We start from the raw sequence: 25,167 nt of genomic DNA on the forward strand, positions 1-25,167 counted from the left end.
AGACCCCTTGAAGACGACGAGGTTGATAGGTTCGGGGTGGAAGCACAGCAATGTGTGGAGCTGACGAATACTAATCGGTCGAGGGCTTATCCTAATCGTTTGTGGTTCATACAAGCCACGGACAAGCTAAAGTGAAAAAACAGCTACTTTCGTATCCAGTTTTCAAGGTGCAACACATCTTGTGAACATCCATATTCCCTGATAGCTCAGTTGGTAGAGCACTCGACTGTTAATCGAGTTGTCACAGGTTCGAGTCCTGTTCGGGGAGCCATTATCTGGAGAAGTACCCAAGTGGCTCAAGGGGACCCTCTGCTAAGGGGTTAGACTGCGTAAGTGGTGCGAGGGTTCGAATCCCTCCTTCTCCGTATGAACTTTTTCTACATATGTAAGGCCCGTTGGTCAAGGGGTTAAGACACCTCCCTTTCACGGAGGTAACAGGGGTTCGAATCCCCTACGGGTCACCAATTTTTATTAACGACGCGGGGTGGAGCAGCCCGGTAGCTCGTCGGGCTCATAACCCGAAGGCCGCAGGTTCAAATCCTGCCCCCGCAACCAATTCACACTTGTGGATATCAATCATTAATGTCTCGTTGTAGCTTAACTGTTAGAACGGATCACAAATTTTTTAACGACGCGGGGTGGAGCAGCCCGGTAGCTCGTCGGGCTCATAACCCGAAGGCCGCAGGTTCAAATCCTGCCTCCGCAACCAATCCACTACTTGTGGAAATCATCCATTAATATGCCGTTGTAGCTCAACTGGTAGAGCAACTGACTTGTAATCAGTAGGTTGGGGGTTCAAGTCCTCTCGACGGCACCATTTTTTTGCGGAAGTGGCTCAGCGGTAGAGCATCGCCTTGCCAAGGCGAGGGTCGCGGGTTCGATTCCCGTCTTCCGCTCCATTTAACGGGATGTAGCTCAGCTTGGTAGAGCACCTGGTTTGGGACCAGGGGGTCGCATGTTCAAATCGTGTCATCCCGACCATTTTTATAGTTAAGGTAACCGAACTCTTTAAGAGTGTCGGTTTTTTTGTTTTTATGATAAAGAAGAAACACGCAGATAGAATAACAGCGGGAAGGCTGCTTTCTGCGTGTTTCCTTTTTTTATAGCTAGCGAAAACTCCAGAACCAAATCCAAAGCAAAATACCGATGCACCTATAAATTAAATGTCTGAAGGCTCACTTTTTCATAGATTCAAGGAGCAGTCCCCCGTTCCACTTCCCTATTTACTTCGCTCCACCATATCCGGTCGATTCGGACCTGATACGCCCCTATATTGGTATTCATCGAGATGAGATCCCCCGATGTGCACATGAGCAGTTGCTCCGCAATTGGCGAGAAAAAAGAAATACGGTTGATATCAGGTTGGGCTTCATCAGGGAGTACGATTGTAAAGGATTCGGTCATGCCGTCATCCATATACGTCACCATGACACCGCATCCGATCAGCACAATATTGCGCCATTCGCTTGGCGGACGCTCCATTAACTGTTCCAGCATGCGGGTATAGGAAGTTAGCAGCTTCTCCACTTGAATTCGTCTGCTTCCGTAATTGGGGAAATATGCGGTAAGGAACTGATTCTTCTCATCGCGCAGCGAAATAAGCTGTTGCATGAACATCTCCTTTAGCTCATCACATTCGGACCTATGGCTCATAGTAGATATCACCTCCTATATGCTTGGCACGTGCATGGAAGGTTAAGCGATTTGTCATTCTCATGTCCAATTCCTCCTGAAATAATAATAGAGGCCGCCTGCGATAGCAGAGGCCTTGTAACCAGTGTAGCAAATTAACAGTGGAATACAACCTTTCTTTGATGAAACATTCGAATAGCACAGGGGAATAAAGGAAATAGTAATCTCATGTCGATTGTACCGGCAAAAAATCGTATGGCCTTTGATCGTTCGAGGCCTGAGAGGAGAGTTATTTTGCGCAGGAAGATTATGAGGCTGACAGCCGCGGTAACGGTTTTGGCAGCCATACTTGCAAGTCCTTGCGGTGTGCAGGCACAACCAGGGACCTTTCATTTCGGGTTCAAGAAAAGTGTAGATGGCAAGCTGCCTTCGATTGACGAGGAGGGATTCAAGCCGATTATAACGAAGCATGGCGCGTTATTTTTGGGAGATACGACGCGCAAGGAGCTATTCCTAACTTTCGATAACGGGTATGAAAACGGGCTGACCGGCAAAATTTTGGATGTGCTTAAGGAGAAGCAGGTGCCGGCCACGTTTTTTGTAACAGGCCACTATATTAAGGATCAGCCGGAGCTTCTGAAACGAATGGCTTCGGAGGGACATATCATCGGCAACCACTCCTGGAGCCATCCTGATATGACTACGTTATCTGACGATGCGATCCGGATTGAGCTGGAGAAGGTAAAGGAGCAGGTTCAAGAAGTGACGGGGCAGCAGGAAATGACTTATTTGAGGCCGCCAAGAGGGATCTTTAGTGAAAAGGTGCTGGCTGCGAGCAAAAGCTCAGGCTATACCAGCGTCTTTTGGTCGATCGCATACAAGGACTGGGACGTTAGAGCGCAGAAAGGCGCTTCCTACGCCTTCCAGCAAGTAACTAAGCAATTGCATCCAGGCGCAATCCTGCTGCTCCACTCCGTATCGCAAGACAATGCAGATGCTCTTGCGAGCATTATCGATGAGGCAAGAAGGCAAGGCTATGAATTCAAGGGTTTGCCGGAGCTAAGCTCATCTGCTGAGGAGGCCCCTGCTCCTCAACCAGCATCATAACTAATTGAACAAATACAAGCCCCTGGTACCTAAGTACCGGGGGCTTGCTTGCGCAGACGGTATTGATTTAGCCGATGATCCCCTCACGCTTCCGGAAAAACGACTTCAGCGCGTTGTACACCTCGCCCTTTTCTTTGATGACGTAATACATAAAATGCTGGAGATTAATATGTTTATAGGCCGACATGAGGGTGCTGGAGCGGTTGTATTGGTTCACTTCCCCGTAGCCGAACAGATTGGACCGTTTGAGCAGCTCGCCGATCAGCTTGACGCACCGCTCGTTGTCGCTGGTCAGATTGTCACCGTCAGAGAAGTGGAACGGATAAATATTGTATAGGCTCGGACTGAATCGGCTGTCGATAACCTCCAGAGCTTTCATATACGCCGAGGAACAAATTGTCCCTCCGCTCTCTCCACGGGTGAAAAACTCTTCTTCGCTAACTTCCTTTGCTTCCGTATGATGGGCAATGAACACGATATCAACCTTCTCGTATTGATGGCGCAGAAAACGAGTCATCCAGAAGAAAAAGCTGCGGGCTACATACTTTTCGAACGAGCCCATCGATCCCGATGTATCCATCATGGCCAAAATAACGGCGTTGGACTGCGGCTTGACGATCTCCTCCCAGGTTTTGTAGCGCAGATCATCCGGGCTGATGCCGTGGATTCCGGGCTGTCCTGACGTAGCATTACGCCGTAAGTTCTCGATAATGGTTCGCTTCTTGTCGATGTTGGACATGATGCCTTTTTTGCGGATATCGTTAAACCGGATCTCTTTGGTCTCCAGTTGATCCTTGTCCTTCTGCTTTAGGAACGGAAGCTCTAATTCTTCGAAAAGCATCGTCTCTAGCTCCGCTAAGGAAATCTCCGCCTCAATGACATCCTCGCCGGGCTGATCGCCGGCGCCTTCCCCTTTGCCGCCTTTTTTCGCCGCTTGCGGATCTACCCCCAGTACGTCGCCTACCTGGCTTTCTCCGTCGCCTTGGCCCACATGCTTGTTTTTATTGTAATTATAAACAAAGCGGTATTCATCCAGGCTCCGAATTGGCACTTTGATGACTTGTTTGCCGTCAGACATGACTATGCTTTCTTCGGATACAAGATCGGGCAAATTTTGCTTAATAGCTTCTCGTACTTTTTGCTGATGGCGAGCCTGATCCTGATACCCCTTGCGGTGCAGTGACCAATCCTCGCGCGATACAATGAACATGCCGTTGTCAGCTGGACTCATTTTCGGAGCACCTCCCTCGCTTATTTGTTTGCTGTTAATCAATATATTCAAGTGGCGTGCGGTTATGTGAACGAATTGAGTCCAATCCTATGAATCTATTAGACAAGCGTGGGCATAAGAAGGGAAGCTCTAGCTACTCAGCCTACAGGGGTGATAGAATAATAGGAAGGACTGCGGCGCCATGCTGCGGGAGAGGAAGTGAAGGAATGAAGCTGTTGCATACGGCGGATTGGCATCTGGGCAAGCTGATTCAAGGTGTCTATATGACAGAGGATCAGCGCTATGTGCTGGAGCAATTAATAGAAGCGATTCGGGAAGAGAAGCCCGATGCTGTCATTATAGCCGGCGATCTCTATGACCGGGCCATCCCGCCTACGGAGGCAGTTGAGCTGCTGGATGAGACGTTGAGGCGGATCGTGATCGATTTGGCGACGCCCGTGCTCGCGATATCGGGCAATCATGACAGTCCCGACCGGATCAGCTTTGGCACCAGCATGATGGAAAGTCGAGGCTTATATCTGACAGGACAATTACGTCTGGACAGGAGTCCCGTCATTCTTCGCGATGAATATGGAGAGGTGCACTTTCACCTGATTCCATACGCTGACCCGGCTCAAATCCGACATGGGTTGGCCGATGACACCATTCGATCGCATGATGATGCGATGAGGGCAATCGTAAGTCGTTTGGAGAAGTCGATGGACCCGGCTGCCCGACATGTGCTGATTGGACATGCATTTGTTACTCCTGCCGGCGAAGCCGCTCATAACACAAGCGAGTCGGAGCGACCTCTGGCGATTGGCGGTGCGGAGCATGTGAGTGCAGCCCACTTCGGGCCCTTTCACTATGTGGCACTTGGACATCTGCATCAGTCGCACTATGTACGGCATGAACATATACGTTACGCGGGTTCACCGCTGAAATATTCCATATCGGAAGAAAAGCATAACAAAGGTTATCTCATGGTGGAGCTGGATGAGCAAGGTCATGTGACAGTGGAAAAAAGAGAGCTTCGTCCGCTGCGAAACATGAGACGGGTGGCAGCGACCTTGGAAGAGCTGGAGCAGCATAAGGTCAGCGATGACTACGTCTTCGTCACGTTGTTAAGTGATCATCCTATCTTGTTCCCGATGGAGAAGGTGCGGGCTGTATACCCCAATGCCATGCATGTGGAGCGAAAAATAAAAACGGCCGCTTCGGAGGCCGCATCTGCATTTGAAGATACGGGTATGACATCTGCTCCTAAACGAAGCGAAAGCAATCCTGTGGAACTGTTCGCCGCATTCTACGAAGAGGTGAAGAGCATTCCGTTAACGAAGGAGAAGAGAGCGCTGTTTGAACGGGAATTTGGAGCTCTTCTCCAAGAGAGCGGAGGTGACGCATGAGACCGCTTAGACTAATGATGAAGGCATTCGGTCCGTATCGGGACGAGGAAGTCATCGATTTTACCGGGCTTGGCGAACGCAGGCTGTTTGTGATATCGGGCCATACAGGAGCGGGAAAGACGTCGATTTTCGATGCGATATGTTTTGCTTTATACGGTATGGCAAGCGGCGAGGATCGATCTGATCCCAGAATGCTGCGCAGCCAATTTGCCGACGATGAGACGCATACGGCTGTGGAACTGGATTTTTCGGTGGGCGCCAAGGCGTACCGTGTTTTTCGGCAGATGAAGCATCGCAAGGGCAGCAACCGCAGCGAGACGGGAGAGAAGACGGAGCTGTATGAATTAAAGGACGGCAAAGCTACTCCGGCTACGGATCGCTTCATCACGACGGAAGTGAATGCAAAGCTGCTTGCTATCGTTGGATTGACAAAGGATCAATTCAGCCAGATTGTGATGCTTCCGCAAGGAGAATTCCGCAAGCTGCTGACATCCGATACGGACAACAAGGAAGAGATATTGCGCCGCATCTTCCGAACGGAGCTATACGAGAAGCTTGAAGCCAGATTTCAGCAGCGCAACAGGGAGCTCCAGGATCGGTTGAAGGAAGCGCGAGCGGCAACATCAGCGACGATGCGGCAAGCGCAAGAGACGCTTCCTGTGCGAGAAGGCAGCCGGCTGGCAGACACGTTCACGCAAGAGGTATACAGTGTGACGCAGGTTTTGGAAGGGCTGGCAATCGAGACAGACTACTACCGGGATCAGGCTGAGCTGGCGGGTGAAAGCAAGCTTAAGCTGTCGAGCGAGATGGATGCGAAGCAAGATCAACTTCGCGTAGCCCAGGCAATCAACGCCAAGTATGACGAGCTTGAGACCAAACGTACGCAGCTTATCGCTTACCAGGAGCAAGAGCCGGGAATAAAGGAGCAAGAGCAGAGGCTTGAGCTTGCGAAGAGGGCCGCTGTACTGATTCCTTACGAAGAGCAGGCCAATCAAACGGTGCAGGCAAAGCGGATTAAGCATGAGGCGCTCCAGAACAGGGAATTGGCGCTCCAGGCAGCAGAGGTGGAATGGAGCGCTGCGCAAGCCGTTCATCGCGAGGAAGGGGAGAGAGAGCCGCTTCGCCGGAGCGCCGAGCGCGAGCTTATTAGGCTGCAAGACCTTGAGCCAAGCGTAGCGTCATTAAGCGTACAGCAGAAGCATGTTCATGAATTCATTCAGCTGGAGTCGAAGGCTCGAGGTTATCTGAATGCCAATGAGCAATCATTAGCGAAGCTTAAAGAGCAGAGAGTGCTGTTATCTACGGAGCTTCAAGGAATCGATGCTTCTATTGCGGAGCTTCCCGACAAGCTGGATAAGCTTAGAACGATTGAACAGCAAGGGAAGACGCTTAAGCGTCTATTGGAAGTCTCGGAAGAGGGCATGCGTCTTCAAGGGCTCGAACAAGAAGGACTGCGAGCGTTGGAAACGGCAGCGGCCGAGCATGAACGGGCAGAACGATTATGGCTGGAAGGTCAGGCAAGCCTGCTGGTTGTCCATCTGCTGGCGGGTGCTCCGTGTCCGGTGTGCGGAAGTACGGATCATCCTTCCAAAGCTCATGTCGAAGGAGAGCTCCCCTCAAAGGAAAAGCTGCAGCAAACCAAAGATACGCTTACAGCCATCCAAAACGAATGGTTCGCCGCAAAGGCCCAGGCAGCTTCAGCCACAGCTACTCATGCTACATTACTAGAGGAGCTTGAAGAGCTTGGGATTACACTCGATACAGGGTTGCCAAGTGAGCAGTTGGTAAGCGCGATACGTGAACGCCAGGGGGTCTTGCGTGATCAATGGAGGCAGCATAAGGACACGGTGCAGAAGCTTCAAGGGGATGCGAAACATGCCGAACAATTAAGAGAGACGCTTGGAAACACCGAAACGGAACTGATGCGGCAGGAGCCGGAGCGGGAACGGCTTCAAGCAGAGCTGCAGCAGCTCGCAGTGAAGCGGTCGGCGGGACAAGCCTCCCTTGATAAGGAACTGGAGAGAATCCCGGAAGATTTGCGAAGCCCGGACACATTGGCAGCTCGAACGAAGGAGCAAGGCGCCGTATTCCGGGATATGGAGCAGGTATGGCTGTCAGTCCAGCAACGACTTCAGAGTGCCGCATCGAGGATGTCAGAGTGCAAGGTATATGCCGAGCAGGCTAAAAGCTCATTGGCCGAGGCGGAGGAATACGCTGGAATTGCTGCAAAACGTCTGGAGCATGAGTTGCTGCTAGGGGGCTTCTCCTCGCTTGAGGAATATCGCTCTGCTGTTATGAAGGATGAGGATAGCAGGCGTGTCCGCGAGAGAATTGAAGCTTTTCGTTCCGCAGCAGCAGCGGTACGGGAACGGCTGGCGTCGCTTGCGCAAGAGCTACAAGGCTCTCCAAGGCAAGAGACAGAGGAGCTTCTGACCGCGATAGCAGAAACGAAGACTAACTATGAGTCTATTGTTGCAAGCGAAGGACGTTCGCGGCGTTATGAGGAAGAGGCGTCTCGCCTGGCCGAATCGATAAGACTATCGGGCTCTCGTATGGCAGGCTTGGAAGAAGAGATGGAAGGCGTGCTTGATCTCTATTCCATGCTTAAGGGAGACAATGCGCTTAAAATGTCCTTCGAGCGCTATATTCTCATTGAATATTTGGAGCAAATCCTGAGCATGGCTAACGTGAGGTTGAAGGAGCTGTCGAGTGGTCAATATGAGCTTCAACGGAGCGACAGACTGGAGACTCGCGGCAAGCAGAGCGGACTAGGCCTTGATGTCTACGATGCGTATACGGGTCAATTACGAGATGTAAAGACACTGTCGGGCGGAGAAAAGTTCAATGCTTCTTTATGCCTGGCACTCGGTATGACCGACGTCATTCAGAGTCATCAGGGAGGCGTCTCGATCGAAACGATGCTTATTGATGAAGGCTTCGGTTCATTGGACGAGGAGTCGCTGCACAAAGCGGTGGCAGCACTTGTTGATTTGCAGAAGGCGGGGCGGATGATCGGAGTCATCTCTCATGTGGCGGAATTGAAAGAAGCATTCCCGGCATGCTTGGAAGTTAGCAAATCACGAGAGGGATTCAGCAGAACGACTATCGTGCTTAAATCATGAAGCTGACCTTTAAAGTATAAAACCGAGTGATAGTTAAAAAAGTCCCGCATGGGATCGCAGATAGAGCGATTCCATGCGGGACTGCATAACGGTGATTGAAAACTAGACTGCAGTCATTATGCTGATCAGAAACATAAAGAAGGATCCGATCGTAATCAATGCGTTCAATACGATGCCGATTATGCTGAATACTTTCTTGCGATTCTTCATGCAGGCTCCGATAATGCCAAGCACCAGTCCGATGAACGAGATTACGATAGACAGGATCACAAGGAGTCCACCTGCGACAACGGCCCCGAATCCTGCTCCGTTGCCATCGAGGATTTGTTGTTGGATATCTTCAGTTGAAGTACCATTCACCAAATCATACGCGTTGGCTGCAATGATAACAATCGCGAGAATAAAAGTGATCACCGATGCCAAAGCCATGATAAAGGACGTAATTCCGAGTCCCGAATGCTTCAGAATGATAGGTGCTTGACCGTATGGCCCGTTGCCTACGGATGAAAATCCGCTAAATGCCTGTCCCTGATCTACCGGCTGTCCTTGCGGTTGTTGTTGTTCTTGCTGATTTTGATTGTCGTTCATAAATAGTCCCCTTCCAGCAGTATGGCAAAATTATACACAATAAAGAGAGGATTGAAAACGCATGTTGCCAAAATATTTTATAATCGGTGCTGTCAACGCCGCATTGGCCATTATTTTAGGTGCATTTGGAGCACATGGATTGGAAGATAAGCTATCCGAGCATTACCTGGACGTATTTGAGACCGGAGTGAAATACCATATGTATAGTGCGCTCGGACTCATGCTGATCGCCCTTCTCGATAAGATGATAGGTGGAAGCAGGAAAGTGCTTATCGGAGGAAGACTGATCCTTGCGGGAACCATCATTTTCAGCGGAAGCCTGTATATTTTGTCTCTTACCGGCTTCTCTAAACTGGGCATAATTACGCCTATCGGCGGAGTAGCGATGATTGCTGGCTGGGTCTTTGTAATTGTAGGAGCAGCCAAACAAGCGTCGAAATGAGTAGAAGTGTCACATATTTGGATTATTTTCGACAAAAACCGATCATTTTTGGTTATTTTTTATAAAATGCTAGCAAATATTTCTATGCCAAATCATCCATTTCGTTTATAATGTACCTAGCTATCACTTGACCGACTTAATGAGGAAGGAAGTTTGTGTGTGGCGAAACGAATGGGAGATTGGACTGAAACGAAGAAGCGGCCGCGCACGCTGCTGATGCTGGGCGAGACATGGACGATAAGCGCTGGAATAGCGGCTATCTCTGTCATATGGATCATTGTATCCTTTCTTGTGATCTCCAATGCGATGCACAGATGGGCCTCGCTTGCCGTAGCGGCATCATTGCTGGCTACAGCTGTTATCGTCTTCATCAAGCGCAATTCAATAGGCAATTTCCATAAATACCATACTGCCATCGTGGAGACGCTCCTTCGTTCCGAAGCTGTCCCCCTCGCCGTTTTGAACCGTGCAGGCGAACTGGTGGAGATGAATGAAGCTTCCAGCCGCATGCTGGGCTATCAACGATCAGAGATGATTGGACAGCCTATTATTCGAATGGTTGATCCCTCCAGCAGAATACAGCTGCAAGAATCTATTGACATGGCGCTAAACGGAGAGACAACTCAAAATAATATTCATATTACGCATCGATCAGGATTTCCTTTGGAGCTTCAGGTAGTCTATTCACCCATGATACAAGAGGATGAAGTGATCGGGACGGTTATGATCAGTCAGGATCTCAGTGATCGGAAGCGCAACGTTGAGCGTATCCGATACATGGCTTATTATGACGATATGACAGGCTTGCCGAATCGTACGCTTTTCCAGATGAAGCTGACCGAGAGTCTCACCAGGGCGCAGGAAGATGAGCAAATTGTAGGAATCTGCTACTTGGATCTTGATCGGTTTAAGCTAGTGAATGCGTCTTTTGGTCGAGAGTTTGGAGACATGCTCCTGATGCAAGTCGCCGAACGTCTGAATAGAGGTTTATCGGAGCAAGACTTTGTAGCCCGAATGGAAGGCGACGAATTCGCCTTACTTATTACTTCCATTCAGTCCGAGGAAGAGCTGCTGGATTATTCCAAGCGCATATTGAAATCAATTGAAGAGCCTTATGAATTAAAGGGATTCCCTCTACATATTACGGCCAGCATCGGTCTGGTCACGAGTCTTAACAATCAGGATGACGGATATACCCTGTTCAAGAAAGCAGATATGGCGCTTGTCAAAGCGAAGGAAAGCGGTAAAAATGATTGTCTTCTCTATTCTGATAGCTGGAGCAATTCTTCCTTCGAACGTCTCAAGCTGCAGCATGAGATGTATAGAGCCATTCAGCGGAGTGAATTTGTGCTTCACTATCAGCCGCAATATGATCTGGTCAGCGGACGAATGGTTGGTGTCGAAGCATTGGTTCGCTGGAAGCATCCCGTACAGGGACTTCTTTCACCGGGAGCGTTCATACCGCTTGCTGAAGAAAGCGGTATGATCGTTCAGATCGGCGATTGGGTGCTGGAAGAAGCCTGTCGTCAGAACAAGGCATGGCAGGACGCCGGATTTGCACCAATGCCTGTTGCGGTCAATCTATCTATACGCCAATTTCTGCAGCATGATCTCGCAAGCCGCATTGCGGAGGTGCTAGAGAAGACGGGACTTGAGCCCAAATATCTGGACCTGGAAATAACGGAGTCGATGACCATCGATGTGGGACTTGTATCGCGTTGTTTGCTTGCTATTACGGATTTGGGTGTGGGTATTAGCGTAGACGACTTCGGGACGGGCTACAGCTCGTTCCACTACTTGAAGAACTTCCCGATTGACCGTCTGAAGATCGACCGCTCCTTCGTGAGGGATATCCAACAAGACCCTAGCGATGCCGAGATCGTAGCCGCCATCATTGCGATGGCGCATAACTTGAATATTCAGGTCATTGCCGAAGGTGTGGAAACAGAGGAGCAGATGGAATTTCTGAAGAAGCATCAATGTGATGAAATGCAGGGCTTCTATTGGAGCCCGCCTGTCTCCAGCGACAATATCGAAGAAATGCTTAAAGCAGGTTGATGAATAAGGGACTATCTCGCCGACAGAGCGCTGTCGGCGGGATAGTCTCTTTTCTTCTCTATGAAATGAAAGGCATGCTAGGCAATCCGGAACATGCAAAAAGCCCGTTGCCCCAGAAGGAGGAACAAGTGCATCCTGGGACAGCGGGCTATTGGTTAGCCGGCTATGAAATCTTCAATTTCATTCAATCTGAACGTATAGACTTGCTTCTCGTCGACATGATAGACGGTAATCAAGTTTTCTCGTTCGTCCATATTGATAATACGGCAAGGAATGTTCAACTTGATGCCCAGACCTCTGTTCACGATTAAGCGAATCAGGGTGTTCGACTTCATAAAGTTGCGAATAGGTTCAAAACCATCTGACGCCTCTGGCTCTAGGCCCGCGCTGATTGGTTCGACCGGTACCGTTTCTTTATCGGGAATAGGAAGCGGGATGGTAGCAGCAGCTTCCGCAAGCTTCTGGTCGATCAGACTTCCTAATTGAATGCCGGAGGTGACGCGGTAGTCTCTCCATTCGGAACGATTCAAGCCTTGAATCAGCTTCTCTAATGCGTCGGCATGATGTCCATCTTCGACCATAATTTCAACGTTGAAGATGAAGGTTTGATTTTGCTTGTGTAATTGCTTTTTTGTCATATGCTTGCCTCCGCGCTAATGGTGATAGTCTAACTATACCACTATTTTGAATAGTGATATAGACCTATATCTGAGCGTATGACCACACTGGGAGAGATTAGCTGCATATACTAGTTGTGCGGCGGATTAGCCACGATTATCGTGTGGAAAGGAGGTAGGTGCCACTTGATCAGGATGGTTCCATTCGTGCTGGAAAGCGGGGAGACCGTTCTAGGAGTAGAGGTGAAGTTGCCCAAAACCACTCTCCTCTCCCTATCGACCGACCGAGGTTATATCATGTGCGGAGCTTTGGACGTGTCACTGTTGAACGAGCGGCTGCGAGATCGCGAGATTATTGCAGGACGCGCTGTCGGCGTACGAACCTTGGAGGAACTCTTCGAAGCGCCTTTGGAGTCGATTACGCATAAGGCAGAATTGCTAGGAGTCACAGTCGGTATGAAGGGCTCGGAAGCTCTTCGACTGATGGTATAATACGTTATCATTATATTTAAAGCCCCAAGCACTGAATGCTTGGGGCTTTCGTTGTTAATCTTGAAACAGCTTGCGCAGGTTTTCTTCGAAAGGCGCGGTAATGATGCCTTTCTCCGTAATAATGGCCGTAACGTATTCATGAGGCGTAACGTCGAAGGCAGGATTGTATACTTTTACACCTTGCGGCGCAGTACGTTTTCCAAAGCCCTCCGTAATTTCTTCGGCATTGCGTTCCTCAATCGGAATCTCTGCTCCCGTAGGCGTAGAGAGATCGATAGTGGAGAGCGGACATGCTACATAGAAAGGAATGCCATGCGCCTTGGCTAGAACAGCTACGCTGTAGGTGCCGATTTTGTTCGCCACGTCGCCGTTAGCCGCTACGCGATCCGTTCCGACGATGACGGCATCTATCCAGCCCTTGGACATAACCATACCGGCCATGTTGTCACAGATGAGCGTAACATCGATACCAGCTTGCTGAAGCTCGAATGCGGTTAGGCGAGCACCTTGCAGTACAGGACGCGTCTCATCGGCGAATACACGAATATTCATGCCTTGCTCCTTTGCCAGATAGAACGGCGCCAGTGCGGTGCCGTACTTGGCGGTTGCAAGACCACCAGCATTGCAATGCGTTAAGACGCCCATGTCATCCTTGAACAATCCCAGCGCATGCTCGCCGATCAAGCGATTGGTTTCTTCATCTTCGCTTTGAATGGCGATCGCTTCTTTGGTTAATGCTTCTTTGAGCTGATGAAGGGAGAAGCCCTCATTAGCGAAGCGGTCAGCTGCAGCTTTCATCCGATCCAGTGCCCAGAACAGATTAACGGCAGTCGGTCTGGATGTAGCCAAATATTGTGCGTGCTTCTTCACGCTTGCAATCCAATCCTCCGCGGTTACCGCATCGCGGCTGCCTAGCACAACGCCATAAGCTGCGGCAATGCCGATAGCCGGAGCGCCCCGAACTTTAAGATGTCTGATCGCTTCCCATACATCCTCGGATGTAGTAAGCGGCAAATATACGATTTCTTCCGGCAGCAGCCGTTGGTCCAGCAAATCCAGCTTGTCGCCGGTCCAGATAACGGATTGCAAGCCTGCGTAATTTTCGGTCATGATGTTAGTTCCTCCCTGCGTAAATTGCAAAGCCCGAGGGCTGTTATTGCATCGCTGTTTCTGTAATATCAATCAGTTCTTGAATCGATTGCGCGTTGCGGTGACGACGGATCAGCTCGGTGCCGATGGTGAGGGCGCCTCTTTGAGCATGCTCTCGGATGTCGTCATTCGGGATCTTATCGATGTCTGCTACATGGGCAAGCCCAACGATACGGCGAATGATTTTGCAACCGGTGAATCCAATTGTATCCTGCAGCAATCTTTTCATGTAAAAATCTTGATAGGCTGGCGTGGCATTAGCCAGTCGATCGATTCCGTACTCATTCCAGAGCACGCGGAACTTCCGGTCGAATTGGTTCCACACATCTTCAATGGTATCCAGCAGATAACGGCGGAAATCTTTGCGGGCCGCATCGTCGCTGATCCAATACTGCTGACCGGCGTAGTTCAAGATTAAATTCGCAAAGACGGCGCCGACATCGAAGCCCATCGGTCCGAAATATGCAAATTCGGGATCGATTACTTTAGTAGAAGCTGGCGTTGCGAAGATGCTTCCCGTATGCAAATCTCCGTGCAGCAGAGCCTGAGCGTTCGTCAAGAACTTGTCGCGCAATATGGCGACTTCGAGATGCAACTGGGTGTCATTGCGAAGCGCTTCTGCGGCATCTTCAATGGCTGGCGGTACGTTATTGTTAGCCGATACGGTATACGGATCGTCGAAAATAAGATCTTCCGTTATTTTGCACAGATCGGGATTAATGAAGTTCTTGACCTGCAGCTTCTTGTCCTGTTGGTTCATGCCGAGATCGGATGTATAGAACAGGGTGTTGGCCATGAACGTCGAGATATGATCCGCAAAGAGCGGATATCTCGTGCCGTTGATCAGGCCTTGCCTCATAATGACGTGATCGCTTAAATCCTCCATGACGGTGAGCGACAGCTCCGGATCGTATTTGTAGACGACCGGCACTAGTCCAGGAGCCATGGTTCCTTCCAAAATCAGTTTCTCACTCTCGATGCGCGCACGGTCTAGCGACAGAGGCCACGACTCGCCTACGACTTTGGCATAGGGAAGCGCCTGCTTCATGATCAGGCTTTTGCCGCTAGCGCTATCCGTAATATGAAAGACGAGATTCAGGTTGCCGTCTCCAATTTCCCGGCAAGCCAAAGGAGCGCCGGCAGGGAAAAATCCTTCAATTCCGCGCGCGATTTCAGTTGCTTCTTGTTCGTTCAAGGCATGATACGTGGTCAACTCGTCCACCTCCGATTTCTCTATTCGTTCCATTACCATGCCTATTAGTATAATGGATATTATTTCGCCATGGAATACCTTTGGGCGCCAATGATTGACTTCGCGGGCTGTTTTTTTCAAAATAGAGAGAGAGGAAGGCGGCATTCAGGAAATAACCGCCAGATGGAGGGGGAGCGAGGATGACAGAAGGATTGACACGACAGGCAATCGCATTGAAGGAATGGGCTGTTTCTGTAAAGGCGCTATATGATGGAGAGCAAATTATCGTCATGCGCAAGGGCGGCATAATTGAGGAAACGAGAGATTTTCAACTTTTGAGCCAAAGCTTCTACTTAATGCCCGCTTATGAGCATCAGCGGAAGGAGCTGCTGAAGGAGGAATATCGCGACGGGATGGATGAAACGCTGCGGGAGTGGTCGCCTGAAGCGGATACGATCAAGCTGTCGGCTTATGCAGAAGTAGAGCGGGATATTGAGATTACGGATCAAGAGACGCTGGACAAGCTGCGCGATACGCATATTTGGACCGATACATTCGCCGAGGAGCGCCTCAAGTGGAAGAAGAAGAATCCGCTTCACCTATTATTGCTGAGAGTGTACAAGCTCGAACAACCAGTCTATGCTCCCATGAGGCCTACATACTCCGGATGCAAATCTTGGGTAAGAATAGAGGACGAGATTGCCGAGCCGGCTATGAAGCCTGTTCTGACGCAAGAGCAGTTCGACATAGAAGTCGATCGAATCTTGTCGGCACTCGGAAGATAAGGACGTAAATTCTCGCTTGAAGAGGGCCTTTCCTCAACACGTACATTGATTTATAACTAAAGTTATATTAAAATGATTATTGAGAATCATTGAGAATCACCTAATCTACGATTAAACCAACCTTGGAGGGATCAGTATAATATGGCAACACAATTTGTCATCGACGGCCTGAAAGCCGAGATCGAAGGAAAAGAGATTTTGAAGGGCATCAACCTTGAAATCAAAGGCGGCGAAATCCATGCTATCATGGGCCCGAACGGCACAGGTAAAAGTACGCTTGCTTCGGCTCTGATGGGACATCCGAAATATGAAGTAACGGCTGGCAGCGCATCGCTTAACGGCGAAGATCTGTTGGAGATGGAAGTAGACGAGAGAGCTCGCGCAGGTCTGTTCCTCGCTATGCAATATCCAAGCGAAATTCCTGGCGTTACGAACTCTGACTTCTTGCGCAGCGCAATCAATGCCCGTCGCGAGGAAGGCAACGAAATCTCCTTGATCAAGTTCATTCGCCAAATGGAAGGCAAAATGAAAGAGTTGGAGATGAACCCTGAGTTCGCTCACCGTTACTTGAACGAAGGTTTCTCCGGCGGCGAGAAAAAGCGTAACGAAATTCTTCAAATGTTGCTGCTTGATCCGAAAATCGTCGTACTGGACGAGATTGACTCCGGTCTTGACATCGATGCTCTTCGCATTGTTGCGAACGGTGTGAACGCGATGCGTTCCGAAGAGCGCGGCTTCCTGATCATTACACACTACCAGCGTTTGCTGAACTATATTACTCCTGACTTCGTTCACGTTATGATGCAAGGTCGTATCGTGAAGTCGGGCGGACCTGAGCTTGCTCAGCGCCTCGAGAACGAAGGTTATGATTGGGTGAAGGAAGAACTAGGCATTACAGACGAAACCGTAGGCCAAGCTTAATCGGAGAAGGGGGACATATACTATGAGTACACAACTAACCACTCCGACTGACCGCGGTTCTGCCGAGACGCTTGCTCGCGGCAAGGGCGAGCCGGAATGGCTGGTCGCGCTTCGCGGAGAAGCAGCGGAGCTTGCTGGCACGCTTCCGTGGCCGAAGCCGGAGAAGGTTCGCATTGAGCGTTGGAACCTGACAGCTGTAGGCGGATACGAGACGCCTGCATCGGCGTCGTCGCTAGGGGATCTTCCTGCTGATGTGCAGGAGCTGATTGCAGAAGGTACGGAGAATCTGCTTGTGCAGCACAATTCCGGTGTTGTATGGAAGCAATTGTCGGCTGAACTGGCTGCCAAAGGCGTTATATTCACAGATTTGGAGACGGCATGCAAGGAGCATGGCGATCTCGTTCAGCAATATTTGTTCCAGGCTGTGAAGAAGGATGAAGACAAGCTGACCGCTCTTCATGCAGCACTATGGAACGGCGGCGTATTCGTATACGTACCGAAAAACGTAGAAGTGGAGCTTCCGCTTCAAGCCGTACTGTTCAATGACAAGGCGGAAGCGACTTTTGCTCCGCATGTGCTGATCGTTGCAGACAGCAACAGCCGTGTATCTTATGTAGATACGGTTGTATCTGACAAAGGCTCGATCAACGGTGAATTCGTTCATCCATCTGTCGTGGAAGTATTCGTTAAACCTGGCGCTTTGGTACGCTTCGGTTCGGTTCATTCTCTTGGCGAAAAGGGTGTGGACTTGACGCTGCGCCGCGCCATTGTCGAGAATGACGGACGTGTAGAGTGGGTTATCGGCGACTTGAACGACGGTCACACGTTATCCGACACGAAGTCGATCATGCAGGGCCAAGGCTCCACTTCCGAAGTTAAGGTCATCAGCGTGGGCAAGAATGCTCAGCAAATGAGCTTGACGACGCAAGCGGTACACTTCGGCAAGAGCTCCGACAGCAACATGATTACACGCGCAGTTATGAAGGACTCCGCATCGGCAATCATTAACGGCATCACGAAAATCGAGCATGGCGCGACTAAGGCGAACGGCGTACAGACTGAAAAAGTTCTGATGCTTAGTCCTAAAGCGCGCGGTGACGCGAATCCGATTCTGTTGATCGACGAGGACGACGTAACGGCGGGTCACGCGGCAAGCGTAGGCCAAGTCAACCCTGAGCAAGTCTACTACCTGATGTCCAGAGGAATAAGCAGGCAAGACGCTGAGCGGTTAATTATTTACGGATTCCTGGCTCCGGTCGTATCCGAAATTTCGGTCGAGGCGGTACGGACGCAGCTCCAGCGCTTGCTCGAAAGGAAGCTAGAGGGATGAATATACATGCGATACGGGAAGAGTTCCCGATATTGCATCAAGAGATAAACGGGCATCCGCTCGTTTACCTGGATAGCGCGGCGTCTTCTCAGAAGCCGCGCTCCGTCATTGATGCGGTCAAACGTTACTACGAGCTGGATAATGCGAACGTCCATCGTGGCGTTCATACGCTTGGCTCCAGGGCGACGGACGCTTATGAAGGCGCCCGTGCGAAGGTTGCCGCATTTTTGAACGCGGAGACGCCGGAGCAAATCATTTTTACAAGAGGTACGACAACAGCGCTTAATCTTGTAGCATCGGGTTATGCTAGAACCGTCTGTGGAGAAGGCGATGAGATCGTCATCACGCCGATGGAGCATCACAGTAACCTGATTCCATGGCAGCAGGCTGCCAAAGCGACAGGCGCTACGCTCAAATATATTCCGCTGCAGCCGGATGGCACGATCTCGCTTGCCGATGTGGAGAATACGATTACGCCGAATACGAAGGTTGTATCGGTCACTTACGTATCGAACGTGCTGGGTGTCGTTAACCCGATCAAAGACATTGCTGCCATTGCTCATCGTAATGGTGCTATAATGGTGGTAGACGGCGCGCAGAGCACGCCGCATAAGCGAGTTGACGTACAGGAGCTGGGCGTAGACTTCTACGCATTCTCAGGCCACAAAATGTGCGGTCCGACCGGTATTGGCGCTCTATACGGCAAGAAGGACCTTCTGAACGGAATGGAGCCTATTGAATTCGGCGGCGAAATGATTGATTTCGTGGAGCTGTACGACTCGACGTGGAAGGAAATACCGTATCGCTTCGAAGGCGGAACGCCGATGATTGCGGGTGCGGTAGGACTGGGTGCCGCTATCGACTTTCTGGAGAGCATCGGAATGGATGAGATTGACCGTCATGAGAAGCAGCTTGCGGCATATGCTTACGATAAGCTGTCGACGATTGACGGGATTACCATCTTCGGGCCTAAAGAAAATCGGGTAGGACTCGTTACGTTCAATCTGGACGATGTACATCCGCATGATGTTGCTACCGTGTTGGATTCGAAGGGCATTGCTGTAAGAGCGGGCCATCATTGCTGCCAGCCGCTGATGAGATGGTTGAATGTATCATCGACGGCTAGAGCAAGCTTCTATCTATACAATACCGAAGAGGATATCGATCGGTTAACCGACGGCCTAATTCAAACAAAGGAGTTCTTCGGTCATGCAATTGGATGATTTGTATCGCAGAGTTATAATGGACCATTATAAAAATCCTCGCAATCGCGGAACGCTGGAGGATGAGGCCGTTACGATTAACTTGAACAACCCGACCTGCGGAGATCGCATATCGCTGCAGCTTCAGGTTGTGGACGGCAAGGTCGTAGACGCCAAGTTCACGGGCGAAGGCTGCTCCATTAGCATGAGCTCCGCATCGATGATGACGGAAGCTGTGAAAGGACAGTCGTTCGATTCGGCTATTCAAATGGCGGAGAAGTTTTCCGCTCTGATGAAAGGCGAGCCGGTCGAGTTCGAAGAAAATGAGGATATTGAGGCGCTGTCTGGCGTAAATAAATTTCCTGCACGCATCAAATGCGCGACGCTTGCGTGGAACGCATTGCGCAAAGGAATCGAAAATCAAAACAAGGAGTGAGATGAATGGCTAAATCGATGCCGGAAATGGAAGAATATAAATACGGTTTTCGCGACGAGCATAAGGCGATTTTCCAATCGGGTAAAGGTCTGACTCCGGAAATCGTCCGCACGATCTCCGAGATGAAGAACGAGCCGGAATGGATGCTGGAATTCCGTCTGAAGTCGCTTGAGCAGTTCTACAAAATGCCAACGCCGCGTTGGGGCGGGGATTTGGATGATCTGGATTTTAACGAAATCCAGTACTATGTCAAGCCTTCCGAGAAGCAAGGCAAGACATGGGAAGAGGTTCCGCAAGAAATTAAGGAAACGTTCGACAAGCTGGGCATTCCTGAAGCGGAGCAAAAATTTCTGGCAGGCGTATCGGCTCAATACGAGTCCGAGGTTGTCTACCACAGCATGCAGGAGGATCTGGAGAAGCAAGGTGTTATCTTTACGGATACGGACACGGCTCTTCGCGAGTATCCTGAACTGATGAAAGAATATTTCGGTACCATCATTCCTCCGAATGACAACAAGTTCGCGGCGCTGAACAGCGCGGTATGGTCGGGCGGCAGCTTTATCTATGTGCCAAAGGGCGTACAGTGTGATATCCCGCTGCAAGCTTACTTCCGTATCAATTCCGAGAACATGGGTCAGTTCGAGCGTACGCTGATCATTGCGGACGAAGGCAGCTCCGTTCACTACGTAGAGGGCTGTACGGCCCCGGTTTACAGCACGAACTCGCTGCATAGCGCAGTTGTAGAAATTCTTTGCAAAAAGGATTCCCGCGTTCGTTATACAACTATTCAGAACTGGGCGCCGAACATCTACAACCTCGTTACAAAGCGTGCAGTTGCGGATGAGAATGCGCAAATGGAATGGATTGACGGCAACATCGGCTCCAAGCTGACGATGAAATACCCGGCTGTTGTACTTCGCGGTCGTGGTGCAAAAGGTATGGTACTGTCGATTGCGGTTGCAGGCAAAGGCCAGCATCAGGACGCAGGCGCGAAAATGACGCATCTGGCGCCTGACACAAGCTCCACTATCGTATCCAAGTCGATCAGTAAGCATGGCGGCAAAGTAACGTACCGCGGCCTTGCATCGTTCGGACGCAACTCCGATGGCGCGAAGGCGAACATCAAATGCGATACGCTTATTCTGGATAACGAGTCGACGTCAGATACGATTCCGTACAACGAGATTCTGAACGACAACATTACGCTGGAGCATGAAGCTACTGTATCGAAAGTGTCTGAGGACCAATTGTTCTACCTGATGAGCCGCGGCTTGTCGGAGGATGAAGCGACTCAAATGATCGTTATGGGCTTCATCGAGCCATTCACCAAAGAATTGCCAATGGAATACGCCGTAGAGATGAACCGTCTCATCAAGTTTGAGATGGAAGGTAGTATAGGTTAAGCCTTATATTACGGGGTTTTCGAGGATTTTAAGACGCCGTTGCCCATGTTTTGCCCACACTATTTTACGTATTGGGCATACAAGGCAAGGGCGTCTTGTTCTATTTTACGAGTTACATGTAAATACTTTTCTGTCGTTTTAATTGATGCGTGTCCTAGCCGACTAGCAACATATCTTATGGTTGCGCCTGCCTCAAGTAGATGGACGGCGTGGCTATGCCTTAGTGCGTGAGGAGACAACTGTGGCAAACCGATTCTTTTGCAAACTTCTTTCATGTATTCACGTACAACATTGATACGAAGCCATCTCCCGTCTTGTTGGTGAAAAACAAGATCCTTATCGGATTTTTTGTACCTGTACATAAGCAAAGTTTCCTTTTGATTAAGTTTATAGGATTTCATTAACTTTAGTGTTTGATCGTCCAATTTGATGGTTCGAATGCTTGATTTTGTCTTAGGTGACGTTATGCGTGGTGTAGAATTCAAGGGGTAGATCAATGTTTTATTAATCGATAGTGTGCTTGATGCAAAGTCGAAATCACCCCAAGTTAGTGCAAGCGCTTCTCCAATTCTTACGCCAGTTCTTGCAAGTAAAGTGAATAGAGCCTGGTAATGGCGCGAGTGTTGATACTTCGAGTTTTTAATTGGAACACTTGATGTGAGTAATTTTTCCAAGTCTTCTGTGGTAAAAAACTTAATCTTTCCTGTATTTTCACTCTCATCCTTTATGATCTTTATTTTTTTTAAAGGACTATCACGTAAAATCCCGAATTCATACACTGCATCATTAATGGCACTTGCAAAAATGCTATGAATTCTTCTGGTGGTTCCTTCACTATAATGATTGCGTAACTCGTTTACCCATTTCTGGTATTCAGAGCGAGTTATGTCTTTAAGACGATAATTTCCCCATCTAGGCAGTATGTTAAGCCGTACATTTCTTTCTTGAAGAAGATAAGTATTAAGTTTAACTGCAGGTCTCTTATATGTTTCCAACCACTTCTCAATATACGTGGCGATGGATTCATTTCCGTTCTCTGCAAATCCTCGTTCTTCAATGTTTAATTCCTCAGCGGCTGCCGCTAATTGGGCTTCTTTCTTAGCTGCAAACCCTCCCTTGGTCTTCTCCCGTCGTTTACCTGTCCTGCGATCTGTGTATGTGATTCTATATTCCCATTTTCCTCCACGCTTTCGAAATGAAGCCATCTCACCATCTCCTATAAGAATGTACGTTCTGTTAAATGCTATGTATAAACAGCCTTGCGGCTGGGATTCGCAAGAACTAAAAAGGGTATAAATTGGTCTAGAAGACTTCTATAACTCCGAGCGGGTCGAACATTACAATATGCCGGCCATCAGCTCTGACGGAAAGTCCGTGCTTTCCGGTAAAGCGATCAATTGCTGCTTGTAAAAACTCCTCAGGCACACCAAGATATTCGGCTAAATCGTAGCGCCCAGATATCCGTGCGTGGTGTGCTTGTACGATTCGATCCAGTGGGAGCATACATTGGTAAGCCCATTGTCTAGCGCGCAGTTCCTGCTTACGATTCATTAAATCAGTCTGATCGAGTATGTTGCCATCACTCGTAAAGTAGTGTCCGAGTTCTTCCGCAAGAATGGCGGTTTTTTCGGTTAAGGGCATTCGTTTATTGATCCATATAACTTTGTCCGCATAAAGTCCTTTTATTCCACGAGGCATTAGCTTTTCATAAGTGCAAATTCCTTGATTCTCAGCAACTTGTAGTAACGCCTCATACTCCATGTATTAATTCTCCTTTTGTCTTTTCATGCGAACAAACTTTTTGAACTGATCAATTTCGGCTAGTTCTTCCTCAGTCCATTCCTCTCCGTTGTGATGTGCGGCAATAGTGTCTGGCTCATTAATGCCAAGTAGCTCATCAAGTGAAATATTAAATATTTGGACCAAATATCTAGCATTCTCCAAAGTTGGTTCAGATGATCCGTTTTCCCATTTAGAAATCATACTTTTATTAATATTTATGTTAAATTGGCGGTTCATCTTATCGACAAGTTCATCTTGGGTCCAACCTTTTTTGTTTCTCAAGTCTCTTAATTTCCTACCCAATGAGTACACGTTAATTCCTCCAATTTTACCTCTGTTTAGATTAGTCTAAACAAATACTATCATATATGTTTCGATAACGCAACAAAAATTGGTCTAAATCATATAAAATGTTGTTGACATCGAAACAAGCGGGGTCTATAATCGGGGTACGGCGTTTCGAAAAAGAAATACGGAGGTGAGTGCATGAAGGAATTAAAACGTCGACACACCCCATACACTAAGTTCAAAGCGTACTTATTTGAAAATGGGTGTTCGCAGCAAGAATTGGCCACAATGCTTGGGAAGTCAAGGTATGCAGTAAATCAAAACCTAAATGGTACCGGTGGTGACTTTTCGCTGAAAGAAGTGCGAAAAATGTGTGCAATATTCAGTATTCCTGCGGATGACTTTTTTATTTACCCTCAAGTTTCGAAAACGAAACAAAGCGAGGAGGTAACCCATGAACAGTTCGTTGTCCATTCAAATTGACGAATCGATTGTTATGGATCAGATCCGAAAACAGATTAATGAAATGGTCAAGGAAGCAGATGCTGAGTACATCTATTGGGATGCCAAGGAGTTAATGCGGCGGACATGCATGAGCTGGAATTTCATTCAAGAGCAATTCTTTTTTAATCCAGGTTTCCCAAAACATAAGATCGGAAAGAAGTGGTACTTCCCGGCAAGGGAAACAAGATCTTTTCTTGAGGACTGGATACGTAAACAACCATCTTAATTGAGGAGGTTAGCCAGATGTCCTATCTGCAGGATCGATTAGAGCCCGGTGACCACTACTACAACCGCTACAAACGTGCGACGTTGCCATGTGACAGCTTGCTGGACAAGCCGGACGAGTTGGCTGCCTTATCTGGTCCAGTCAAGGTATATAACGTCCGAGACTCTAAGGGGGAGGTGGCAAAGGGTGCCGATACCGGACGAGCTGCTGGACCATCTAGCCGATCGTTATAATCGAGCTTGCATTGATTCAAACAGGTTTCCATTCTTGACCTGGGCGGTGATCGAGGCTGAAAAGCTTGGATGGAGAATTTGAAAGTGGGTGCTTAAGCATGGAACGAATCCAACAATTGATTGACCAGGGCGCAATATTCTTTTGCTCTCACAGTGGTGGCAAAGACAGCCAAGCCATGTACGCCTATCTTCGGACTCTGGTGCCTGATCATCAAATCGTTGTCGTTCATGCTGACCTCGGCGATGTGGAATGGCAAGGCGTTCAAGAACACATCTTGACTACAACAGAACATGAAGTGTTCACAGTACGGGCTAATAAAGAATTTCTCGAAATGGTTGATGCTCGCGGTATGTGGCCGTCAGCTAAGCATCGTCAATGCACCAGTGATTTAAAACGCGGACCGATTATGAAATTCATACGCCATTATCTTAAAGATCGCGGTTTGCGAATTGGAGTTAACTGCATGGGGATACGAGCTGCGGAATCCACGGCCCGTGCCAAGAAAGAGCCTTTCCGATTCAACGCTTCCGAAAGCTGCGGTCATCGTGATGTATGGGATTGGATGCCGATTTTCGATTGGACTACCCAACAAGTATTCCAGTACATCAAGGACGCCGGGCAAGAACCATTCTGGGCATATGCGGACGGCAACGAGCGATTGAGTTGTGTGTTCTGCATCATGGGAAGTGTCAACGACCTCCGGCATGGCGCCAGGTGCAATCCGGATCTCTACCGTCGATACGTGGACCTTGAAAGGAAAATCGGGCACACGATGTTTACGAAAGGCAGAGACCCGATCACCTTAGAAGAAAGAACCGGTATTTATATTTGAAGGGAGGTGAGAAGACAATGTCCAAGGCTCAGCGCCTTCGGGTAAAAGGTAACTTACTGCAGCTGATGTGCTGCACGGACAAGCCCAGCATGCGTAGCGTCTACAAAAGTCAGTACACCAGCATGAGCTGGCGGGAAAGTAAAAAGGCTATCGCGGCTCCTAACCCGCAATAACCTGCACAGCAATAACACTATTCAGGGTCAGTGTAC

Annotated in this window: 25 protein-coding genes, 8 tRNA genes and 1 rRNA gene; 25 read left to right on the forward strand and 9 right to left on the reverse strand. The window is 49.1% G+C overall.

What is annotated here, in order from left to right:
- From DX130_RS24270 to DX130_RS24310, 9 genes are all read left to right on the forward strand, one after another.
- Positions 1-94, forward strand: a 23S ribosomal RNA gene (locus DX130_RS24270); the annotation flags it as partial.
- Between the two features lie 101 nt (positions 95-195).
- Positions 196-271 (forward strand) — tRNA-Asn (locus DX130_RS24275).
- Positions 272-277: 6 nt separating this feature from the next.
- Positions 278-365 (forward strand) — tRNA-Ser (locus tag DX130_RS24280).
- A 24-nt stretch (positions 366-389) separates the two neighbouring features.
- Positions 390-464, forward strand: a tRNA-Glu gene (locus tag DX130_RS24285).
- Positions 465-478: 14 nt separating this feature from the next.
- Positions 479-555 (forward strand) — tRNA-Met (locus DX130_RS24290).
- A 77-nt stretch (positions 556-632) separates the two neighbouring features.
- Positions 633-709, forward strand: a tRNA-Met gene (locus tag DX130_RS24295).
- Between the two features lie 32 nt (positions 710-741).
- Positions 742-817 (forward strand) — tRNA-Thr (locus DX130_RS24300).
- 7 nt (positions 818-824) lie between these two features.
- Positions 825-899, forward strand: a tRNA-Gly gene (locus tag DX130_RS24305).
- A gap of 5 nt (positions 900-904) precedes the next feature.
- Positions 905-981, forward strand: a tRNA-Pro gene (locus DX130_RS24310).
- A gap of 210 nt (positions 982-1,191) precedes the next feature.
- Here DX130_RS24310 and DX130_RS24315 read toward each other — a convergent pair.
- On the reverse strand, positions 1,192-1,611 hold the full coding sequence (locus tag DX130_RS24315) for a GreA/GreB family elongation factor (RefSeq protein ID WP_165861444.1): 420 nt from the start codon (positions 1,609-1,611) through the stop codon (positions 1,192-1,194).
- Between the two features lie 276 nt (positions 1,612-1,887).
- On the opposite strand from DX130_RS24315, the gene pdaA reads away from it, so the two are divergent.
- Positions 1,888-2,739 (forward strand): delta-lactam-biosynthetic de-N-acetylase, encoded by an 852-nt coding sequence (pdaA, locus tag DX130_RS24320; RefSeq protein ID WP_420818556.1) that lies wholly within the window; start codon positions 1,888-1,890, stop codon positions 2,737-2,739.
- A gap of 67 nt (positions 2,740-2,806) precedes the next feature.
- Here the strand turns inward: pdaA and yhbH are convergent, their stop codons facing one another.
- Entirely contained in the window at positions 2,807-3,970 is a 1,164-nt protein-coding gene (yhbH, locus tag DX130_RS24325; RefSeq protein ID WP_116049807.1) for a sporulation protein YhbH, read from the reverse strand.
- A gap of 206 nt (positions 3,971-4,176) precedes the next feature.
- Here yhbH and DX130_RS24330 point away from each other — a divergent pair, with 206 nt between their 5' ends.
- Together DX130_RS24330 and DX130_RS24335 are read left to right on the forward strand one after the other, a co-directional pair.
- Positions 4,177-5,355, forward strand: a complete 1,179-nt coding sequence (locus DX130_RS24330; protein ID WP_116049809.1) for an exonuclease SbcCD subunit D — start codon at positions 4,177-4,179, stop codon at positions 5,353-5,355.
- Positions 5,352-8,477 carry an AAA family ATPase gene (locus DX130_RS24335; protein ID WP_116049811.1) on the forward strand — a complete coding sequence of 1,042 codons (3,126 nt, stop codon included), beginning with the start codon at positions 5,352-5,354 and terminating at the stop codon, positions 8,475-8,477. Before DX130_RS24330 ends, DX130_RS24335 begins: the two co-directional genes overlap by 4 nt.
- 102 nt (positions 8,478-8,579) lie before the next feature.
- Here DX130_RS24335 and DX130_RS24340 read toward each other — a convergent pair whose 3' ends face one another.
- Positions 8,580-9,065, reverse strand: coding sequence for a hypothetical protein (locus tag DX130_RS24340; RefSeq protein ID WP_116049812.1), 486 nt, complete (start codon positions 9,063-9,065; stop codon positions 8,580-8,582).
- Between the two features lie 61 nt (positions 9,066-9,126).
- Between DX130_RS24340 and DX130_RS24345 the strand changes: the two genes are divergently transcribed.
- Together DX130_RS24345 and DX130_RS24350 are read left to right on the forward strand one after the other, a co-directional pair.
- Positions 9,127-9,507: a DUF423 domain-containing protein gene (locus DX130_RS24345; RefSeq protein ID WP_116049814.1), complete on the forward strand. Its 381-nt coding sequence runs from the start codon at positions 9,127-9,129 to the stop codon at positions 9,505-9,507.
- Between the two features lie 159 nt (positions 9,508-9,666).
- Positions 9,667-11,565 carry a putative bifunctional diguanylate cyclase/phosphodiesterase gene (locus DX130_RS24350; RefSeq protein ID WP_240644690.1) on the forward strand — a complete coding sequence of 633 codons (1,899 nt, stop codon included), beginning with the start codon at positions 9,667-9,669 and terminating at the stop codon, positions 11,563-11,565.
- 155 nt (positions 11,566-11,720) lie between these two features.
- On the opposite strand, the gene DX130_RS24355 is transcribed toward DX130_RS24350, so the two are convergent.
- Positions 11,721-12,203, reverse strand: a complete 483-nt coding sequence (locus DX130_RS24355) for a hypothetical protein (protein WP_116049816.1) — start codon at positions 12,201-12,203, stop codon at positions 11,721-11,723.
- A 165-nt stretch (positions 12,204-12,368) separates the two neighbouring features.
- Between DX130_RS24355 and DX130_RS24360 the strand changes: the two genes are divergently transcribed.
- Entirely contained in the window at positions 12,369-12,674 is a 306-nt protein-coding gene (locus tag DX130_RS24360; RefSeq protein WP_116049818.1) for a YunC family protein, read from the forward strand.
- Positions 12,675-12,728: 54 nt separating this feature from the next.
- Here the strand turns inward: DX130_RS24360 and mtnA are convergent, their stop codons facing one another.
- Positions 12,729-13,784, reverse strand: a complete 1,056-nt coding sequence (gene mtnA, locus DX130_RS24365) for an S-methyl-5-thioribose-1-phosphate isomerase (protein ID WP_116049820.1) — start codon at positions 13,782-13,784, stop codon at positions 12,729-12,731.
- 43 nt (positions 13,785-13,827) lie between these two features.
- Positions 13,828-15,036: an S-methyl-5-thioribose kinase gene (mtnK, locus tag DX130_RS24370; RefSeq protein WP_116049822.1), complete on the reverse strand. Its 1,209-nt coding sequence runs from the start codon at positions 15,034-15,036 to the stop codon at positions 13,828-13,830.
- A gap of 179 nt (positions 15,037-15,215) precedes the next feature.
- On the opposite strand from mtnK, the gene DX130_RS24375 reads away from it, so the two are divergent.
- From DX130_RS24375 to sufB, 6 genes are all read left to right on the forward strand, one after another.
- Positions 15,216-15,800 carry a DUF1802 family protein gene (locus DX130_RS24375; protein WP_116049824.1) on the forward strand — a complete coding sequence of 195 codons (585 nt, stop codon included), beginning with the start codon at positions 15,216-15,218 and terminating at the stop codon, positions 15,798-15,800.
- 141 nt (positions 15,801-15,941) lie between these two features.
- A complete protein-coding gene (gene sufC, locus DX130_RS24380; RefSeq protein ID WP_116049826.1) occupies positions 15,942-16,721 on the forward strand; it encodes a Fe-S cluster assembly ATPase SufC in 780 nt (259 codons plus the stop codon).
- A gap of 22 nt (positions 16,722-16,743) precedes the next feature.
- Complete coding sequence (gene sufD / locus DX130_RS24385) at positions 16,744-18,051, forward strand: Fe-S cluster assembly protein SufD (protein WP_116049828.1); 1,308 nt, start codon at positions 16,744-16,746, stop codon at positions 18,049-18,051.
- On the forward strand, positions 18,048-19,274 hold the full coding sequence (locus DX130_RS24390; RefSeq protein ID WP_116049830.1) for a cysteine desulfurase: 1,227 nt from the start codon (positions 18,048-18,050) through the stop codon (positions 19,272-19,274). The genes sufD and DX130_RS24390 overlap by 4 nt, the downstream gene beginning before the upstream one ends.
- Positions 19,261-19,689: a Fe-S cluster assembly sulfur transfer protein SufU gene (gene sufU / locus DX130_RS24395; RefSeq protein ID WP_116049832.1), complete on the forward strand. Its 429-nt coding sequence runs from the start codon at positions 19,261-19,263 to the stop codon at positions 19,687-19,689. The genes DX130_RS24390 and sufU overlap by 14 nt, the downstream gene beginning before the upstream one ends.
- A gap of 5 nt (positions 19,690-19,694) precedes the next feature.
- Positions 19,695-21,092: a Fe-S cluster assembly protein SufB gene (gene sufB / locus DX130_RS24400; RefSeq protein WP_116049834.1), complete on the forward strand. Its 1,398-nt coding sequence runs from the start codon at positions 19,695-19,697 to the stop codon at positions 21,090-21,092.
- 59 nt (positions 21,093-21,151) lie between these two features.
- Here sufB and DX130_RS24405 read toward each other — a convergent pair whose 3' ends face one another.
- The 3 genes from DX130_RS24405 to DX130_RS24415 all read right to left on the reverse strand — a co-directional run bounded on the left by DX130_RS24405 (position 21,152) and on the right by DX130_RS24415 (position 23,186).
- The gene (locus DX130_RS24405) at positions 21,152-22,297 is read right to left on the reverse strand and encodes a tyrosine-type recombinase/integrase (RefSeq protein ID WP_116049836.1); all 1,146 of its coding nucleotides are present in this window, start codon (positions 22,295-22,297) and stop codon (positions 21,152-21,154) included.
- 97 nt (positions 22,298-22,394) lie between these two features.
- Positions 22,395-22,853 (reverse strand): ImmA/IrrE family metallo-endopeptidase, encoded by a 459-nt coding sequence (locus DX130_RS24410; RefSeq protein WP_116049838.1) that lies wholly within the window; start codon positions 22,851-22,853, stop codon positions 22,395-22,397.
- Between the two features lie 3 nt (positions 22,854-22,856).
- Entirely contained in the window at positions 22,857-23,186 is a 330-nt protein-coding gene (locus tag DX130_RS24415; RefSeq protein ID WP_276310913.1) for a helix-turn-helix domain-containing protein, read from the reverse strand.
- 174 nt (positions 23,187-23,360) lie between these two features.
- Between DX130_RS24415 and DX130_RS24420 the strand changes: the two genes are divergently transcribed.
- From DX130_RS24420 to DX130_RS24430, 4 genes are all read left to right on the forward strand, one after another.
- Positions 23,361-23,645 (forward strand): helix-turn-helix transcriptional regulator, encoded by a 285-nt coding sequence (locus DX130_RS24420; RefSeq protein ID WP_116049842.1) that lies wholly within the window; start codon positions 23,361-23,363, stop codon positions 23,643-23,645.
- A complete protein-coding gene (locus DX130_RS24425; protein ID WP_165861445.1) occupies positions 23,617-23,892 on the forward strand; it encodes a group-specific protein in 276 nt (91 codons plus the stop codon). Before DX130_RS24420 ends, DX130_RS24425 begins: the two co-directional genes overlap by 29 nt.
- Positions 23,893-23,909: 17 nt before the next feature.
- Positions 23,910-24,125 (forward strand): hypothetical protein, encoded by a 216-nt coding sequence (locus DX130_RS26265; RefSeq protein ID WP_133297971.1) that lies wholly within the window; start codon positions 23,910-23,912, stop codon positions 24,123-24,125.
- A gap of 98 nt (positions 24,126-24,223) precedes the next feature.
- Positions 24,224-24,958, forward strand: coding sequence for a phosphoadenosine phosphosulfate reductase domain-containing protein (locus DX130_RS24430; protein ID WP_116049844.1), 735 nt, complete (start codon positions 24,224-24,226; stop codon positions 24,956-24,958).
- Positions 24,959-25,167 lie beyond the last annotated feature (209 nt).

It is taken from the genome of Paenibacillus paeoniae (assembly GCF_003388735.1).
GTDB lineage: Bacteria > Bacillota > Bacilli > Paenibacillales > Paenibacillaceae > Pristimantibacillus > Pristimantibacillus paeoniae.

Excerpts from the sequence above, each read along its gene's own strand:
- sufB (WP_116049834.1), top strand. The coding sequence starts at position 19,695 with ATGGCTAAATCGATGCCGGAAATGGAAGAATATAAATACGGTTTTCGC.
- mtnA (WP_116049820.1), bottom strand. The coding sequence starts at position 13,784 with ATGACCGAAAATTACGCAGGCTTGCAATCCGTTATCTGGACCGGCGAC.
- DX130_RS24345 (WP_116049814.1), top strand. The coding sequence starts at position 9,127 with ATGTTGCCAAAATATTTTATAATCGGTGCTGTCAACGCCGCATTGGCC.
- DX130_RS24330 (WP_116049809.1), top strand. The coding sequence starts at position 4,177 with ATGAAGCTGTTGCATACGGCGGATTGGCATCTGGGCAAGCTGATTCAA.
- sufC (WP_116049826.1), top strand. The coding sequence starts at position 15,942 with ATGGCAACACAATTTGTCATCGACGGCCTGAAAGCCGAGATCGAAGGA.
- DX130_RS24430 (WP_116049844.1), top strand. The coding sequence starts at position 24,224 with ATGGAACGAATCCAACAATTGATTGACCAGGGCGCAATATTCTTTTGC.
- DX130_RS24375 (WP_116049824.1), top strand. The coding sequence starts at position 15,216 with ATGACAGAAGGATTGACACGACAGGCAATCGCATTGAAGGAATGGGCT.
- sufD (WP_116049828.1), top strand. The coding sequence starts at position 16,744 with ATGAGTACACAACTAACCACTCCGACTGACCGCGGTTCTGCCGAGACG.
- DX130_RS24335 (WP_116049811.1), top strand. The coding sequence starts at position 5,352 with ATGAGACCGCTTAGACTAATGATGAAGGCATTCGGTCCGTATCGGGAC.
- DX130_RS24425 (WP_165861445.1), top strand. The coding sequence starts at position 23,617 with ATGAACAGTTCGTTGTCCATTCAAATTGACGAATCGATTGTTATGGAT.
- DX130_RS24315 (WP_165861444.1), bottom strand. The coding sequence starts at position 1,611 with ATGCAACAGCTTATTTCGCTGCGCGATGAGAAGAATCAGTTCCTTACC.
- pdaA (WP_420818556.1), top strand. The coding sequence starts at position 1,888 with ATGGCCTTTGATCGTTCGAGGCCTGAGAGGAGAGTTATTTTGCGCAGG.
- DX130_RS24340 (WP_116049812.1), bottom strand. The coding sequence starts at position 9,065 with ATGAACGACAATCAAAATCAGCAAGAACAACAACAACCGCAAGGACAG.
- DX130_RS24410 (WP_116049838.1), bottom strand. The coding sequence starts at position 22,853 with ATGGAGTATGAGGCGTTACTACAAGTTGCTGAGAATCAAGGAATTTGC.
- DX130_RS24355 (WP_116049816.1), bottom strand. The coding sequence starts at position 12,203 with ATGACAAAAAAGCAATTACACAAGCAAAATCAAACCTTCATCTTCAAC.
- DX130_RS26265 (WP_133297971.1), top strand. The coding sequence starts at position 23,910 with ATGTCCTATCTGCAGGATCGATTAGAGCCCGGTGACCACTACTACAAC.
- DX130_RS24390 (WP_116049830.1), top strand. The coding sequence starts at position 18,048 with ATGAATATACATGCGATACGGGAAGAGTTCCCGATATTGCATCAAGAG.
- DX130_RS24420 (WP_116049842.1), top strand. The coding sequence starts at position 23,361 with ATGAAGGAATTAAAACGTCGACACACCCCATACACTAAGTTCAAAGCG.
- DX130_RS24405 (WP_116049836.1), bottom strand. The coding sequence starts at position 22,297 with ATGGCTTCATTTCGAAAGCGTGGAGGAAAATGGGAATATAGAATCACA.
- yhbH (WP_116049807.1), bottom strand. The coding sequence starts at position 3,970 with ATGAGTCCAGCTGACAACGGCATGTTCATTGTATCGCGCGAGGATTGG.
- sufU (WP_116049832.1), top strand. The coding sequence starts at position 19,261 with ATGCAATTGGATGATTTGTATCGCAGAGTTATAATGGACCATTATAAA.